Genomic DNA, 16,608 nt, shown 5'->3' on the forward strand with positions numbered 1-16,608 from the left:
TCCGGGATGGCAGGGGGACCGCGCCGACCCGCCCCGGGTCAAGCCGTTCGGCGGCGTGGGTCATGCTGGTGACATGACCGACGCGAGGACCGAGGCCGGCGCAGCGCGCAGTGGCACCGAGACGGACGACCGAGCGATCGCGGAGCCCGCGACCGCGGCCGGCGCGGGCGATACGGCGGACGCGGCGGCGTCGCGGGAGCGCAGGGCGGCCCGCCGGGAGTTGACCGTCGCGGTGCTGCTGGCCCTGGTCGGCGCGGCCGTGGTGCTCTCGGCGGCGGGGCGTACGTGGGCCGAGGGCACCGCGCCGGTGCACGGCTCGCGGATCGCGGTGCACGCGAGCGGCAATACGATCAACAAGGCCGGCTCCGCGCTCGCGCTGCTCGGCCTGGCCGGCGGCCTCGCGGTGCTCGCCACCCGCACGATCGGGCGAACCGTCATCGGCGTGCTGGTGACGCTGGCCGGGCTCGGGGTCACGGTGTTGGCCGTGCAAGGTGCCGGCGACACCTCGGCGGTGAACTCCGAGGCGGCGGGCAAGGCGGCCGTCGAGGGGGTTCGCGCGGTGGACGTCAGCCACACGATCTGGCCGTGGTTCGCGGCCGTGGGCGGTGCGCTGATCCTGCTGGCCGGTCTGTTCGTGGTGCTTCGGGGCCGGCGCTGGCCCGGGATGTCCAACCGCTACGAGGCCCCCGCCGGCAAGGCGGCCGCCGTCAAGCGCGGCCCGGTCCGCAACGCCGATCTGTGGAACGCGCTCGACCGCGGCGAGGACCCCACGCGCTGAGCACTGCTCTCGACGGGTGACAATAAGACTCGCGCGGTTGTGATCGCGGCGCCCAGGACGGTGTCGCGGCAGCCGCGCACAAGCGTGTGAATGTGAAGCCGAAGGAGTTGAGCGATGTCGTCGCAAGCCGGAAACCACGGCAGTACCCCCGCCGCCTGGACCGTGACCATACTGGCGCTGATCGGCTGCACGATCTCCGGCGTCGCGATGATCGCGGCCAACGTGATGTTGTTCTGGGTCGGTGCGGTTGTGGTTTTGGTGGGGTGCGTCGCCGGTGCGGGCATGCGGATGGGTGGTCTCGGCACGGCTCCTGCGCGGCGCTGACGTTCGGCCCCGGCCGGGCTGGTTTTCGGCTGACCTCGGGCGTTCGGTCGGTTCGGGTCGGCCTCAGGCGCCGGCCGGGCTGATGTGCGGCTGACCTCGGGCCTTCGGTTGGCTTGGGTTGGCCTCAGGCGCCGGCCGGGCTGATGTGGGCTCAAGCGCCTGCCGGGCCGGTTCGGGCGTCGGTTGGCTCGGGCGGTGGTTGGGGTTTGGTGTGGCGGGCCCGGGGCTGTTCTAGGGTGGGCTCGCCGGTGCGGCGTTGTGCCTAGGGGGGAATGTGGCCTACGGCTATCCGGGGGCTTCCGGAGGCGGTGAGGAGCGGCCGGATCGGACGCGGGAGTGGAACGCGCCGGCTCGACCGTTCGGGCACGCCATGCCCTATGGACCGCCGACCACGCCGCCGCCCGCCGGACCGCCACCCGGGCCGCCGGAGAACTACCTCGCGTGGGCGGTCGTGGCCACGGTCTTCTGCTGCTTCCTGGCGGGCGTGCCCGCGCTGCTCGCGGCCACCAGTGTCAACGAGCGTTGGCAGCGCGGCGACGTCGCGGGCGCCCGGCTCGCTTCCTTGCGGGCCCGCAACTGGACCATCGGCACGGTGCTGCTCGGCGTGATCTTCTGGACCACCTGGATGGTGGGTGTATTCCTGCTCGGCTGGAAAGACACGCTGGGTGACCTCTGACGGTGCGTCCGGACCGCACAATGGGTCGGTGAACACCCCCGCCCCGCCCGCGCCGAGCACCGGCTTCCGGCTGCGCAACCTCGGACTGCCGGCCGTGAGCCTGGCCCTGCTCGGTGCCGCGACCGCCTATGTGGGGCTGGTCGATCCGCGCGAGAGCGGCCACTATCCGCCGTGCCCCTACCTGCTGCTCACCGGCCTGCCCTGCCCCGGCTGCGGCGGCCTGCGCTGTGTGCACGCGCTGACCCACCTCGACCTGCCCGCCGCGCTGGGCTACAACGCGCTCGCGGTCGCGCTGTTCCCGCTGATCGGCGTGTTGTGGCTGCGCTGGGCGGTGCGCACCGCCCGCGCGCGCCCGCGTCGGGCGCTCGCCGACCCCCGCCCGCTGCGGGCTCTGCTGGTGGTCGTGCTGCTCTTTTGGATCGTCCGCGACCTGCCCTTCGGTGCGGCGCTCGCGCCCTGACGCACAGTGATCGCCGGCGGTTCCGCCGGCCGGACCGTGCGCACGGACCCACCGTGCGACGCCGTATGCTGCCCCCACCTCTTCGGCGGTGCGGCGTGGACGGGTCTGTTCGAATCGGCCTATACCATCGAAGAGCCGGGGGAGCAGGTTCTCCGGACAAACGAGGGGATGTAGGGCGTGAGCGTTCTCGACGAGATCATCGACGGTGTCAACGCCGACCTCGCCGAACGACAGGCCCGCGTATCCCTTGACGAGATCAAGGAACTCGCGGCCCAGGCGCCGGCACCCCGCGACGCGGAGAGCATCCTGCGCGGCGACGGCATCGCCGTCATCGCCGAGGTCAAGCGCTCCAGCCCCTCCAAGGGCGCACTCGCCGCGATCGCCGACCCGGCCGGCCTGGCCGCCGACTACGAGTCCGGCGGCGCCTCGGTGATCAGCGTGCTCACCGAGCAGCGCCGATTCGGCGGCTCGCTCGAAGACCTCGACGCGGTCCGCGCCGCGGTCGACATCCCGGTCCTGCGCAAGGACTTCATGGTCACCAGCTATCAGCTCTGGGAGGCCCGCGCACACGGCGCGGACGTCGCCCTGCTGATCGTCGCGGCCCTGGAGCAGAACGCGCTGATCTCGCTGATCGAGCGGTCCCGCTCGATCGGTCTCACCACGATCGTGGAGGTCCACGACGAGGAGGAGACCGCCCGCGCGCTCGACGCCGGCGCCACCGTGATCGGGGTCAACGCGCGCAACCTCAAGACCCTCGAGGTGGACCGCAACAACTTCGCCCGGATCGCCCCGCTGATCCCGGACTCGTGCGTGCGCATCGCCGAGTCCGGCGTACGCGGCCCGCACGACCTGATCGCGTACGCCAACAACGGCGCCGACGCCGTCCTGGTGGGCGAGTCCCTGGTCACCGGTCGCGACCCGCGCAGCTCGGTCGCCGACCTGGTCGCCGCGGGCGCCCACCCGGCGATCCGGCACGGGCGCGGCTGAGAGCGCGTGCGGCGATGAGCATGGATCCGCGACTGGCCAGGGGCTGCAAGCCCCGTGGCTGCCGCGCGCCCGCGCGGCGGGTCCGCGGCCGCCGGGTGCGCTATGTGATCGGTTGCGAGCCCGGCCAGGTGCCGGGCAGCCGATGGCGCCGACACGTTTCCTGACCCACCGTCAGCAACGTGCCGTCCGCACGGCATGCCACACCGACAAGGACCTCGCATGTCCAGCACTGCCCAACAGCCGGACCCCTCCGGCCACTTCGGCGTCTTCGGCGGGCGTTTCCTGCCCGAGGCACTGATCGCCGCCCTCGACGAACTGACCGCCGCCTACGAGAAGGCCAAGGACGACCCGGAGTTCCAGGCCGAGTTCGCCGGCCTGCTGCGCGACTACGCCGGGCGCCCGAGCATCATCACCGAGGCGCCCCGCTTCGCCGAACACGCCGGCGGCGCGCGGATCATCCTCAAGCGCGAAGACCTCAACCACACCGGCTCGCACAAGATCAACAACGTGCTCGGTCAGGCCATCCTGACCAAGCGCATGGGCAAGACCCGGGTGATCGCCGAGACCGGCGCCGGCCAGCACGGCGTGGCCACCGCGACCGCGTGCGCGCTGCTCGGCCTCGACTGCGTCGTCTACATGGGCGAACTCGACACCCAGCGCCAGGCGCTGAACGTGGCCCGGATGCGCGTGCTCGGCGCCGAGGTGATCCCGGTTTCGATCGGCTCGCGCACCCTCAAGGACGCGATCAACGAGGCGCTGCGCGACTGGGTCGCCAACGTCGACAACACCCATTACCTGCTCGGCACCGCCGCCGGCGCCCACCCCTTCCCGGCGATGGTCCGCGACTTCGTCAAGGTCATCTCGGTGGAGGCCCGACAGCAGGTGCTCGACCTGACCGGCAAGCTGCCGGACGCGGTCTGCGCGTGCGTGGGCGGCGGCTCCAACGCGATCGGCGCCTTCCACGCGTTCATCCCCGACGAGGGCGTGCGCCTGTACGGCTTCGAGGCGGGCGGCGACGGCGTGGAGACCGGCCGGCACGCCGCCTCGATCACCGGCGGCTCGATCGGCGTCCTGCACGGCGCGCGCACCTACCTGCTCCAGGACGAGTACGGGCAGACCATGGAATCGCACTCGATCTCGGCCGGCCTGGACTACCCGGCGGTCGGGCCCGAGCACGCGTGGCTGCACCAGACCGGCCGGGCGACCTACCGGCCGATCGACGACGCCCCCGCGATGGAGGCGTTCCGGCTGCTGTGCCGCACCGAGGGCATCATCCCGGCGATCGAGTCCGCGCACGCCCTGGCCGGCGCGATCGAGGTCGGGCGCGAACTCGGCCCGGACGCCACCATCCTGGTCAACCTCTCCGGGCGCGGCGACAAGGACATGCACACCGCCGCCAAGTACTTCGATCTCCTCGACGCGGAAGCGGAGCAGTCGTGACCGGCACCGACACCACCACCAGGCTGACGAAGGTGCTGGCCGCCGCCCGCGCCGAGAACCGCGCCGCACTCGTCGGCTACCTCCCGGCGGGCTATCCCTCCGTCGAGGGCTCCGCCGCCGCGATGCGCGCGATGGTCGAGGGCGGGTGCGACATCATCGAGGTCGGCCTGCCCTACAGCGACCCGCAGATGGACGGCCCGGTCATCCAGCGCGCCGTCGAACACGCGCTCGCACACGGCACCAACACCCACCACGTGATCGACAACGTGCGCGCCGTCGCCGAGACCGGCGCCGCGACGCTGGTGATGTCGTACTGGAACCCGATCGAACGCTACGGCGTCGAGCGGTTCGCGAGCGAACTCGCCGCGGCCGGGGGCAGCGGGGTGATCACCCCCGACCTGATCCCGGACGAGGCGCACGACTGGATCGCCGCCACCGACCGGCACCACCTCGACCGGATCTTCCTGGTGGCGCTGTCCTCCTCGGACGAACGCATCGCCTACACCACCCGCCACTGCGGCGGCTTCGTCTACGCCGCGTCCGTCATGGGCGTCACCGGCGCCCGGACCTCGGTGAGTTCCGCGGCCGGCGACCTGGTCGCGCGCACCCGCAAGACCACCGACCTGCCGGTCTGTGTCGGCCTGGGCGTCTCCACCGCCGCCCAGGCGGCCGAGGTCGCCGCCTACGCCGACGGCGTCATCGTCGGCTCCGCGTTCGTGCGCGCCCTGCTGGACGCGCCCGACGAACAGGCCGGCCTGGACGCCGTCCGCGCCCTCGCCGCCGACCTCGCCGAGGGCGTACGCCGCTGACACCCTCGGAAATCATCCATCCCGTGTAAAAACACGCCAAAATGTGAACCGGCTGGACGACGGCCGCCGCAGCACTCCCGCGGCGGCCGTTGCCATGCCCGCCCCCACCCGCATCGGAGGAACCCGCGTTGAGCGCCAACCCCAGGACCAATCGAACACCCGTCATCCTGGCCGTCGTCGGCGTGCTCGTGGCCGCCGTCCTGGCCGCGGTCCTGGGCGTCGTGCTCACCACCGGCGACGACGACAAGGACGACGCCGGCGAGAACAACTCGGCGACCGGCCCCAAGTCGGCGATCCGCGCCGTCGACCCGGCCACGCTGCCCGCCGCCGTGCGACCCGACGGCGTCATCCGGGTCGGCAGCGCCTCCGCGCCGGTGACGGTCACCGTGTTCGAGGACTTCCGCTGCCCGTTCTGCAAGCGCTTCGAGACCGGCTTCGGCCCACTGCTCGCCGACTACGCCGAGGCCGGGAAGATCAAGGTCGACTACCACATCGCCTCCTTCCTGGACGGCAAACTCGGCGGCACCGGCTCCGTCAAGGCCGCCAACGCCGCCCGCTGCTCGGTGGACGCGGGCAAGTTCGCCGCCTACCACATGGTGCTGTTCACCAACCAGCCCGAGGAATCCGAGGACGGCTACACCGCCGCGCGACTGCTCGAACTCGCCGACCAGGTCCCGGGCCTGCGCGGCGAGGCGTTCGACACGTGCGTGAACACCGACGCCAACGCCGCGTGGGTCAGTGCCGCCGAAACCGCGTTCGAAAGCTCCGGCGTCTCGGCCACGCCCGCCATCGCGGTGGACGGAAAAATTCTCGACAGCGGGAACTCGGCCATGCGTTCGCCCGACAACCTTCGTGAACTGCTCGACCAACGCCTGGAGAACCCCGGTAGTGGTAAGGCGGCGCTCGGAGAGGAACCTCAAGCACCTTCCGCCGGTTAGACAGGACATGTGCCGGTCCGGGGTGCGGGGGAGAACCGGACCGGGGTCCCCGCACCTCACCTGTCGTGACGGAGGTCAGACCTTGGGAAGCAAAACGATCGAGCCGGTGGCCCTGTGACGACCACGACGGCCGGCGCGAACGGCACCGCCACAGGCGGCCCGCCCGCGAAACTGCGCGCGATCGCGCCCTGGATCGGCCTCGCCGCCAGACTGGGCCTGGCCTTCGTCTGGGCATACGCCGGCTGGGAGAAGGCGCTCGACCCCGACCAGGCCGCCTACGCGGTCCGGGGCTACGACGTACTGCCCGACAACCTCGTCGAGCCGGTCGGCTACGCCCTGCCCTACCTGGAACTGGGCCTGGCCCTGCTCCTGGTGATCGGGCTCGGCACCCGACTGGTCGCGTCCTTGTCCGCGCTGCTCCTGCTCGTGTTCATCGCGGGCATCGCCCAGGCCTGGGCCCGCGGCCTGGCGATCGACTGCGGCTGCTTCGGCGGCGGCGGCCCGGTCGAGCCGGACAAGACCGCGTACCTCGAGGAGATCCTGCGGGACTGCGGCTTCATGCTGCTCGCGATCTGGCTGATCGTCTTCCCCCGAACCCGCCTGTCCGCGGACGCCTGGCTGTTCCCCGAGGAGCAGTCCTACCTCGACCACCACGCGGACGACGAGGACCCGGACCAGGACGAGGACGAGCGGAACGCCGACGCGGACGAGTACCGCGGGGACGCGAACCCGAACCCCGGAACCCGGGAACCGAAAGGCCCTGAGATCACGTGAGCTCGAAGAATTCCGAAGGCAAGCGCACCGCGCGCGAGCGCATGGCCCAAGAGCGCGCGCGCCAACAGGCGATCGACAAGCGCAAGCGCGTCATCGTCATCGCCGGCGCCGTGGTGGCCGTCCTCGCGGTCGTCGCCATCATCGGCGTGGTCGTGGGCATGTCCAAGACCAACAAGAAGAAGGGGCCCTGGAAGGACGCGCTCGCCAAGCCGTTCAGCGCCCCCGCCAACCTGTCCGCGGACGGCCTGGGCATCTCGGTGGGCAGCAACCCCAACGCCCCCTCGTTGATCATGTACGAGGACTTCCGCTGCCCGATCTGCCACGAGGTGGAGAAGGCCCTCGGCCCCACCCTGCGACAGATGGCCGACGCCGGCACCATCAAGATCGACTACCACATCGCGTCCTTCCTGGACGGCAAACTCGGCGGCAACGGCTCCAAGTACGCGGCCAACGCCGCCGGCTGCGCGCAGACCGCGGGCAAGTTCGCGCAGTACCACGACACGCTCTTCGCGAACCAGCCCGACGAGTTGGACGACAAGTTCGGCAGCCGCTCCTACCTGCTCGACCTCGCGGGCAAGGTCGAGGGCCTGCGCTCGCCGACCTTCGACAGTTGCGTCAACGACCTGAGCGTCGCGGGTTGGGTCAACAAGGTCGAGGACGCGTTCCAGAACGCCAAGATCGGCGACACCCCGGTCACCGGCACCCCGACCGCGGGCATCAACGGCAAGACCATCGACCTGATCGTCAAGGGTCGCGGCCTGGCCACCCCCGACGAGGTGCGCGCCCAGATCCTGGCAGCGATCAAGTAGTCACCGTCCGTCGCACATCGAACGGGCGCGACACCACATTTTCCGGTGTCGCGCCCGTTCGCATGTGCCCGCCCGCACACGTTCGCCCCCACACCCGGTAGCGTCGTACCCGCCATGGACCTCGCATTCATTCCCAGCCCCTCCCGCGGCCAGATCGACCTCGGTCCGATCCCGCTGCGCGGCTACGCGCTGTGCATCATCCTCGGTGTCGTCCTCGCGATCTGGCTCGGCGAGCGACGCTGGGTCGCCCGCGGCGGTCGCCCCGGCACGGTCGGCGACATCGCCGTGTGGATGGTGCCCTTCGGCCTCGTCGGCGGCCGCATCTACCACGTCATCACCACGCCGGGGCCGTACTTCGGCGACGGCGGCGACCCCATGCAGGCGTTCGCCGTGTGGAAGGGCGGCCTCGGCATCTGGGGCGCGATCGCCCTCGGCGCGGTGGGCGCCTGGATCGGCTGCCGCCGCCGGGGCATCCCGCTGCCCGCGCTGGCCGACGCGCTCGCCCCCGGCATCGTCCTCGCCCAGGCCGTGGGCCGCTGGGGAAACTGGTTCAACCAGGAGCTCTACGGCCGCGAGACCGACGTGCCGTGGGCGGTGAAGATCGACGGCGACCACAACGTGATCGACCCCGGCCAGGCCGGCACCTTCCACCCGACGTTCCTGTACGAGTCGCTGTGGTGCGTCGGCGTCGCGGCGCTGGTGATCTGGGCCGACCGCCGGTTCAAACTGGGCCACGGCCGCGCCTTCGCGCTCTACGTCGCGGGCTACACGGTGGGCCGGTTCTGGATCGAGTACATGCGCGTGGACGACGCCGAGCACGTGCTGGGCATGCGCCTGAACAACTGGACCTCGATCGTCGTGTTCGCCGGCGCGCTCGCCTACATCTGGATCTCGGCGCGCAAGCACCCCGGCCGCGAGGACCCGGCCACGCTGCGCGGGCACGACCGCGGGATGGACGAGGACGCTGAGGACGAGGACGCCGACGGGGCCGAGAAGGCCGAGAAGGCGAAGGCGACCGAGGACACCGGGGGCACCGAGGACGCGGCGGACGCGAAAGCCACGAAGCCCGTGAAGCTCGTGAAGGATGCCGAGAGCGCCGACCACGAACCCGGTGGGCCGGCCGAGGCCGCGACCGACGCCGACCCCGGCGCGGACACGGATGCCGAGCCCGCCGCATCGGTCGTGCGCAAGCCCGCCGACAAGGGCTGACCCCGCTCTACCCGAGGCTGCCCCGACCCGCTTCCACCTGCGGGTTCGGGCAGCCTCTCCGGGTTCGGACAGCCTTTCCTGGCCGGCGGCGGGTCCGGCCGAAACGGTAGCGTCGTCGCCCCAGCGTGACGAGAGGGCCGAACGACCTTGAAGACCACCGACACAGCCGCCGACAGCACGGGTGCCCCGGCCCTCGGACACCAGGACGGCATAGACCACACCCACCGCGACATCGGCGGCGGCTGGCTGCGCCCGGCCGTGTTCGGCGCGATGGACGGCCTGGTCTCCAACTTCGCGCTGATCGCCGGCGTCGTCGGCAGCGACGCCACGCCCAAGACCGTCGTGATCACCGGCCTGGCCGGCCTGGCCGGCGGCGCCTTCTCGATGGCGGCGGGGGAGTACACCTCGGTCGCCTCCCAGGGTGAACTGGCCCGCGCCGAGGTCGAGGTGGAACGCCGCGAACTGTGCCGCAGCCCCGAGGCCGAACAACGCGAACTCGCCGAGCTGTACATCGCCCGGGGCCTGGACGAGGACCTGGCCGTCGAGGTCGCCCGCCAACTCTCCCGCGACCCCGAGCTGGCCCTGGAGATCCACGCCCGCGAGGAACTCGGCGTGGACCCGCACGACCTGCCCTCGCCGTGGCTCGCGGCCGGCTCCTCGTTCGCCTTCTTCGCGATCGGCGCGCTGCTGCCCCTGCTGCCGTACCTGCTCGGCGCGACCACGCTCACCCCCGCCCTGCTGCTCACCGCGCTCGGCCTGTTCGGCGCGGGCGCCGCGGTCTCCCGGGTCACCGCCCGGCCGTGGTGGTTCGGCGGGACCCGCCAGTTGGTGCTGGGCGCCGCCGCCGGCGGACTGACCTACCTGCTCGGCCTGCTGATCGGCCGACAGGTGTGACGGGTGAGGCATACGTAACACGGCCGTAGCCCGGCGACCTCACCCGGAAACGACCGATTCCACGGGTCGGACACCCAGTTTCGGTGTCGGGATGGTCGGGAATGAGCCAGCTGATATGCCAAGGCGACCGGCGCGGCGCAGCGCTCGACAGCCCGGCCGGATCACCCTGGAGACCGCATGGTGAGACGGGTTTGTCCCGGGTTCCGGATACACGTACTGATCGTGTAACCTGCACGAAATCGCAGAGGGCCAACGTCGTCCCTGTTGCGCACCACACGCCACGACGACGACGGGAGCGCCCATGCCTCCTGCCATGCCCGCAACTCCGGGCCCCCTCTTCTCCGCGATTCCCGCGGCACAGGGGTTGTACGACCCCCGTAACGAGCACGACGCCTGTGGTGTCGGATTCGTGGCCACGCTCACCGGCGAGCCCAGCCACGACATCGTCGACCAGGCCCTGACCGTCCTGCGGAACATGGAGCACCGGGGCGCCACCGGCGCCGAGGCCGACACCGGCGACGGCGCGGGCATCCTCATCCAGGTCCCGGACGCCTTCCTGCGCGAGAGCGCGGGCTTCGACCTGCCCGCCGCCGGCGGCTACGCGGTCGGCATCGCCTTCCTGCCCGACGACGACGTGCACGCCGGCCGCGCCAAGTCCTCCATCGAGCGCATCGCCGCCGAGGAGAACCTGCGCGTGCTCGGCTGGCGCGAGGTGCCCACCACGCCCGGCCTGGTCGGCACCATGGCCGCCGAGACCATGCCGCGCTTCGCCCAACTGTTCGTGGCCGGCGTCGACGACACCGTCACCGGGATCGCCCTGGACCGGCTCGCGTTCGCGCTGCGCAAGCGCGCCGAGCGCGAGGTCGACGTCTACTTCGCCTCGCTCTCCGCGCGCACCCTCGTCTACAAGGGCATGCTCACCACCGGGCAACTGGAGCCGTTCTTCCCGGACCTGTCCGACCGGCGCCTGGCATCCGCGATCGGCCTCGTGCACTCGCGGTTCTCCACCAACACCTTCCCGGCCTGGCCGCTCGCCCACCCGTACCGCTTCATCGCGCACAACGGCGAGATCAACACCGTCAAGGGCAACCGCAACTGGATGGCCGCGCGCGAGTCGATGCTCGCCACCGACCTGATCCCCGGCGACCTGAGCCGGCTGTACCCGATCTGCACCCCCGAGGCGTCCGACTCCGCGTCCTTCGACGAGGTGCTGGAACTGCTCCACCTGGGCGGTCGGCCGCTCCCGCACGCCGTGCTGATGATGATCCCCGAGGCGTGGGAGAACCACGCCACGATGGACGCCGCCCGGCGCGCCTTCTACAAGTTCCACGCCACCGTGATGGAACCGTGGGACGGCCCGGCCTGCGTCACCTTCACCGACGGCACCCTGATCGGCGCGGTCCTGGACCGCAACGGCCTGCGACCCTCGCGCTACTGGGTCACCGACGACGGCCTGGTCGTGCTCTCCTCCGAGGTCGGCGTCCTGGACATCGACCCGGCGCGGATCGTGCGCAAGGGCCGGCTCCAGCCCGGCCGGATGTTCCTCGTGGACACCCAGGCCCGGCGGATCGTCGAGGACGACGAGATCAAGACCGCGCTCGCCGCCGAACACCCCTACCAGGAATGGCTGCACGCGGGCCTGATCAACCTCGAGGACCTGCCCGAGCGCGAACACGTCGTGCACACGCACGCCTCCGTCTCGCGCCGCCAGCAGACCTTCGGCTACACCGAGGAAGAACTGCGCGTCATCCTGGCGCCGATGGCCCGCTCCGGCGGCGAACCGCTCGGCTCGATGGGCACCGACAGCCCGATCGCCGCGCTGTCCGCCAAGCCGCGACTGCTCTTCGACTACTTCGTCCAGCTCTTCGCGCAGGTCACCAACCCGCCGCTGGACGCCATCCGCGAGGAACTGGTCACCTCGCTGGGCAGCTTCGTCGGCCCCGAGGGCAACCTGCTCGACGCCCAGCCCGCCGACTGCCGCAACGTCGTCCTGCCCTTCCCGGTGCTCGACAACGACGAACTCGCCAAGCTGATCCACATCAACCTCGACGGCGACCAGCCCGGCCTGAAGGCCGTCACCATCTCCGGGCTCTACCCCGTCGACGGCGGCGGCGCGGCACTGGCCAAGCGCCTCGAGGAGATCCGCGCCGAGACCACCGGCGCGATCGCCGACGGTGCCCGCATCGTGGTCCTCTCCGACCGCCATTCGGACGCCGAGCACGCGCCGATCCCCTCGCTGCTGCTCACCTCCGCCGTACACCACCACCTGATCCGCACCAAGACCCGCACCCAGGTCGGCCTGATCGTCGAAGCCGGCGACGTGCGCGAGGTGCACCACATCGCGCTGCTCATCGGCTACGGCGCCGCCGCCGTCAACCCCTACCTCGCGATGGAATCCGTCGAGGACCTGGTCCGCGACGGCGTCTTCCTCGGCGACATCGCCCCCGAACAGGCGATCCGCAACCTGATCAAGGCACTCGGCAAGGGCGTGCTGAAGGTGATGTCCAAGATGGGCATCTCCACCGTCGCCTCCTACCGCGGCGCCCAGGTGTTCGAAGCCGTCGGCCTCGCCGCCGACTTCGTCGCCGAATACTTCACCGGCACCACCAGCAAGCTCGGCGGCATCGGCCTGGACGTCGTCGCCGAGGAGGTCGCCCGCCGGCACGCCAAGGCCTACCCGCCCACCGGCATCGCCCCCTCGCACCGCCGACTGGAGATCGGGGGCGAGTACCAGTGGCGCCGCGAAGGCGAACCGCACCTGTTCGACCCCGAAACGGTCTTCCGCCTCCAGCACTCCACCCGCACCCGGCGCTACGACATCTTCAAGAAGTACACCGAGCGCGTGGACGAGCAGTCCAAGCGGCTGATGACGCTGCGCGGCCTGTTCGCGTTCAAGACCGGCGCCCGCGAGTCGATCCCGATCGACGAGGTCGAGCCGATCTCCGAGATCGTCAAGCGCTTCTCCACCGGCGCCATGTCCTACGGCTCCATCTCGATGGAAGCGCACCAGACGCTGGCCATCGCGATGAACCGGCTCGGCGGCAAGTCCAACACCGGTGAAGGCGGCGAGGACCCCGAGCGGCTGTACGACCCCCAGCGGCGCTCGGCGATCAAGCAGGTCGCCTCCGGACGCTTCGGCGTCACCAGCGAATACCTGGTCAACGCCGACGACATCCAGATCAAGATGGCCCAGGGCGCCAAGCCCGGCGAAGGCGGCCAACTGCCCGGCCACAAGGTCTACCCGTGGGTCGCCCGCACCCGACACTCCACCCCCGGCGTCGGCCTCATCTCGCCGCCGCCGCACCACGACATCTACTCGATCGAAGACCTCGCCCAGCTCATCCACGACCTCAAGAACGCCAACCCGGCGGCTCGGGTGCACGTGAAGCTGGTCGCCGAAGTCGGCGTCGGCACGGTCGCGGCCGGCGTGTCCAAGGCACACGCCGACGTGGTGCTCATCTCCGGCCACGACGGCGGCACCGGCGCCTCCCCGCTCACCTCGCTCAAGCACGCCGGCGGCCCCTGGGAACTCGGCCTCGCCGAAACCCAGCAGACACTGCTGCTCAACGGCCTGCGCGACCGCATCGTCGTGCAGACCGACGGCCAGCTCAAGACCGGCCGCGACGTGCTGGTCGCCGCCCTGCTCGGCGCCGAGGAATACGGCTTCGCCACCGCGCCCCTCGTCGTCTCCGGCTGCGTGATGATGCGCGTCTGCCACCTCGACACCTGCCCCGTGGGCGTCGCCACACAAAACCCCGTGCTGCGCGAGCGGTACAACGGCCAGGCCGACCACGTCGTCAACTTCTTCGAGTTCATCGCCGAAGAAGTCCGCGAACTGCTCGCCGAACTCGGCTTCCGCACCCTGGAAGAGGCCGTCGGCCACGCCGAACTCCTCGACACCAGCGCGGCGATCCGACACTGGAAGACCGAAGGCCTCGACCTCGCGCCGCTCTTCCACGTGCCCGCGCTCGCCGAGGGCACGGCCCTGCACCACACCAGCCCGCAGGACCACGGACTGGCCAAGGCCCTGGACAACCAACTCATCCAACTCAGCGCCGACGCGCTGCAGAACGGCGAGCGGGTCGTCATCAACCTCCCGGTGCAAAACACCAACCGCACCGTCGGCACGATGCTCGGCCACGAGGTCACCAAGCGCTACCGCGGCGCCGGCCTGCCCGACGACACCATCGACATCACCCTCACCGGCTCCGCCGGCCAATCCTTCGGCGCTTTCCTGCCCAAGGGCATCACCCTGCGCCTCGAAGGCGACGGCAACGACTACGTCGGCAAGGGCCTGTCCGGCGGCCGGATCACCGTCCGCCCGCACCGCTCCGCCGGCTTCGCCGCCGAGGACAACATCATCGCCGGCAACGTCATCGGCTACGGCGCCACCGGCGGCGAGATCTACCTGCGCGGCGTCGTCGGCGAACGCTTCTGCGTACGCAACTCCGGCGCCACCGCCGTCGTCGAAGGCGTCGGCGACCACGGCTGCGAATACATGACCGGAGGCCGGGCCGTCGTCCTCGGCCGCACCGGCCGCAACTTCGCCGCCGGCATGTCCGGAGGCGTCGCCTACCTGCTCGACGCCGACCCGAACAACATCAACACCGAACTCGTCGGCGTCGAGGAACTCGACGCCCTCGACAGCGCCGAACTGCACGACGTTGTGCGCCGGCACCACGAGGAGACCGGCTCGGCCGTCGCCGAGACCCTGCTCTCCGACTGGGACGCCGCCTCCCGGCGCTTCACCAAGATCCTGCCCAGGGACTACAAGGCAGTGCTCGCCGCCAAGGACGCCGCCGAGCGAGCCGGTCTCACCGAGACCGAGATCGTCCAGAAGATGATGGAGGCGGTTCATGGCTGACCCGAAGGGCTTTTTGACCACGCCCCAAGAGCTCGGCAAGCGTCGCCCCGTCGACGTGCGCATCCGGGACTGGAAGGAGGTGTACGAGGAGCGCACACTGCTCCCGATCATCACCGAACAGGCCGGCCGCTGCATGGACTGCGGCATCCCGTTCTGCCACAACGGCTGCCCGCTGGGGAACATCATCCCCGAGTGGAACGACCTGGTCTGGCGCGACGACTGGCAGGCCGCGAGCGAACGACTGCACGCGACCAACAACTTCCCCGAGTTCACCGGCCGACTGTGCCCCGCCCCGTGCGAGGCCGCCTGCGTACTCGGCATCAACCAGCCCCCGGTCACCATCAAGAACGTCGAGGTCTCGATCATCGACCGGGCCTGGGACGACAACAACGTCGCCCCGCAACCGCCCGACCGGCTCTCCGGCAAGACCGTCGCGGTGATCGGCTCCGGCCCCGCCGGCCTCGCCGTCGCCCAACAACTCACCCGGGCCGGCCACACCGTCGCCGTGTACGAGCGGGCCGACCGGATCGGCGGACTGCTGCGCTACGGCATCCCCGAGTTCAAGATGGAGAAGCGGCACATCAACCGGCGCATCGAGCAGATGCGCGCGGAAGGCACCAAGTTCTACACCGGCATGCAGATCGGCACCGACCTGGACGCGGCCAAGCTGCGCCGGCGCTACGACTCTGTGGTGATCGCCGCCGGCGCCACCGCCGCACGTGACCTGCCCATCCCCGGGCGCGAACTCGGCGGTGTGCACCAGGCGATGGAATACCTGCCGTTCGCCAACAAGGTGCAGGAAGGCGACCTGGTCGCCTCGCCGATCGACGTGGCCGGCAAGCACGTGGTGATCATCGGCGGCGGCGACACCGGTGCCGACTGCCTGGGCACCGCGCACCGCCAGGGCGCGGCCTCGGTCACCCAGCTCGAGATCATGCCCCGGCCCTCGGAGGAGCGGCCCGCCGCGCAGCCGTGGCCGACGTACCCGATGACCTACCGGGTGGCCAGCGCGCACGAGGAGGGTGGCGAGCGTGTGTACGCGGTCAACACCCAGGAGTTCGTGGCCGGCGAGGACGGCCGGGTCAAGGCGCTCAAGCTGGTCGAGGTCGAGTTCAAGGACGGCCGCTTCGTGCCGGTACCCGGCAGCGAGCGGGAGATCCCGGCGGACTTCGTGTTCCTGGCGATGGGCTTCACCGGGACCGACCGCTCCAACGGGCTGGTCGAACAGCTCGGACTCGCCCTGGACGAGCGCGGCAACGTGGCACGCGACGAGAGCTTCGCGACCAACGTGGACGGCGTGTTCGTGGCCGGCGACGCCGGGCGCGGACAGTCGCTGATCGTCTGGGCGATCGCCGAGGGCCGCTCGTGCGCGGCCGCGGTGGACGCGTGGCTGACCGGCGGCACCAACCTGCCGACGCCGATCCGGCCCACCGATCGGCCGCTCACGGTGTGATCGGGCGCGGATCCGGTGCGGATCCGTGCGGATCCGCACCGACCCGGCGTGACGCGGTGTGATCGCGCGGTACGAGTTTGAATATGTGACGAAAGTCGCGTGAACAGGAAAGGGCGTCGCCGTTGCGACGCCCTTTCCGCATGTTGGAAAAGCGCCATATACCGGACGCGGGTACGGCTTACCGGGCGGTAGG

Annotated in this window: 15 protein-coding genes; all 15 read left to right on the top strand. The window is 71.0% G+C overall.

Annotated elements, in window-relative coordinates:
* The first annotated feature begins 73 nt into the window (after positions 1-73).
* Positions 74-778, top strand: coding sequence for a TIGR02234 family membrane protein (locus ACZ4FV_RS24355; protein WP_402231719.1), 705 nt, complete (start codon positions 74-76; stop codon positions 776-778).
* Positions 779-892: 114 nt separating this feature from the next.
* Positions 893-1,102, top strand: a complete 210-nt coding sequence (locus ACZ4FV_RS24360) for an HGxxPAAW family protein (protein ID WP_395862501.1) — start codon at positions 893-895, stop codon at positions 1,100-1,102.
* A gap of 370 nt (positions 1,103-1,472) precedes the next feature.
* Positions 1,473-1,778, top strand: coding sequence for a CD225/dispanin family protein (locus ACZ4FV_RS24365; protein ID WP_395862503.1), 306 nt, complete (start codon positions 1,473-1,475; stop codon positions 1,776-1,778).
* A 28-nt stretch (positions 1,779-1,806) separates the two neighbouring features.
* Positions 1,807-2,238: a DUF2752 domain-containing protein gene (locus ACZ4FV_RS24370; RefSeq protein WP_395862505.1), complete on the top strand. Its 432-nt coding sequence runs from the start codon at positions 1,807-1,809 to the stop codon at positions 2,236-2,238.
* Between the two features lie 177 nt (positions 2,239-2,415).
* A complete protein-coding gene (gene trpC, locus ACZ4FV_RS24375; protein WP_395862507.1) occupies positions 2,416-3,225 on the top strand; it encodes an indole-3-glycerol phosphate synthase TrpC in 810 nt (269 codons plus the stop codon).
* The gene (gene trpM, locus ACZ4FV_RS24380) at positions 3,222-3,389 is read left to right on the top strand and encodes a tryptophan biosynthesis modulator TrpM (RefSeq protein WP_402231989.1); all 168 of its coding nucleotides are present in this window, start codon (positions 3,222-3,224) and stop codon (positions 3,387-3,389) included. The genes trpC and trpM overlap by 4 nt, the downstream gene beginning before the upstream one ends.
* Positions 3,390-3,444: 55 nt before the next feature.
* Positions 3,445-4,665: a tryptophan synthase subunit beta gene (gene trpB / locus ACZ4FV_RS24385; protein ID WP_395862509.1), complete on the top strand. Its 1,221-nt coding sequence runs from the start codon at positions 3,445-3,447 to the stop codon at positions 4,663-4,665.
* A complete protein-coding gene (gene trpA, locus ACZ4FV_RS24390) occupies positions 4,662-5,474 on the top strand; it encodes a tryptophan synthase subunit alpha (RefSeq protein WP_395862510.1) in 813 nt (270 codons plus the stop codon). Before trpB ends, trpA begins: the two co-directional genes overlap by 4 nt.
* A gap of 128 nt (positions 5,475-5,602) precedes the next feature.
* Positions 5,603-6,412, top strand: coding sequence for a DsbA family protein (locus tag ACZ4FV_RS24395; RefSeq protein WP_402231715.1), 810 nt, complete (start codon positions 5,603-5,605; stop codon positions 6,410-6,412).
* A 114-nt stretch (positions 6,413-6,526) separates the two neighbouring features.
* The gene (locus ACZ4FV_RS24400) at positions 6,527-7,186 is read left to right on the top strand and encodes a MauE/DoxX family redox-associated membrane protein (protein ID WP_402231713.1); all 660 of its coding nucleotides are present in this window, start codon (positions 6,527-6,529) and stop codon (positions 7,184-7,186) included.
* Entirely contained in the window at positions 7,183-7,995 is an 813-nt protein-coding gene (locus ACZ4FV_RS24405; RefSeq protein ID WP_395862516.1) for a DsbA family protein, read from the top strand. Before ACZ4FV_RS24400 ends, ACZ4FV_RS24405 begins: the two co-directional genes overlap by 4 nt.
* Positions 7,996-8,109: 114 nt before the next feature.
* The gene (lgt, locus tag ACZ4FV_RS24410; protein WP_395862518.1) at positions 8,110-9,204 is read left to right on the top strand and encodes a prolipoprotein diacylglyceryl transferase; all 1,095 of its coding nucleotides are present in this window, start codon (positions 8,110-8,112) and stop codon (positions 9,202-9,204) included.
* 147 nt (positions 9,205-9,351) lie between these two features.
* A complete protein-coding gene (locus tag ACZ4FV_RS24415) occupies positions 9,352-10,098 on the top strand; it encodes a VIT1/CCC1 transporter family protein (protein ID WP_402231711.1) in 747 nt (248 codons plus the stop codon).
* A gap of 313 nt (positions 10,099-10,411) precedes the next feature.
* Complete coding sequence (gltB, locus tag ACZ4FV_RS24420; RefSeq protein ID WP_402231709.1) at positions 10,412-14,962, top strand: glutamate synthase large subunit; 4,551 nt, start codon at positions 10,412-10,414, stop codon at positions 14,960-14,962.
* Complete coding sequence (locus ACZ4FV_RS24425; RefSeq protein ID WP_395862522.1) at positions 14,955-16,415, top strand: glutamate synthase subunit beta; 1,461 nt, start codon at positions 14,955-14,957, stop codon at positions 16,413-16,415. The genes gltB and ACZ4FV_RS24425 overlap by 8 nt, the downstream gene beginning before the upstream one ends.
* Positions 16,416-16,608: the final 193 nt, after the last annotated feature.

Source organism: Embleya sp. NPDC025285 (assembly GCF_055558835.1).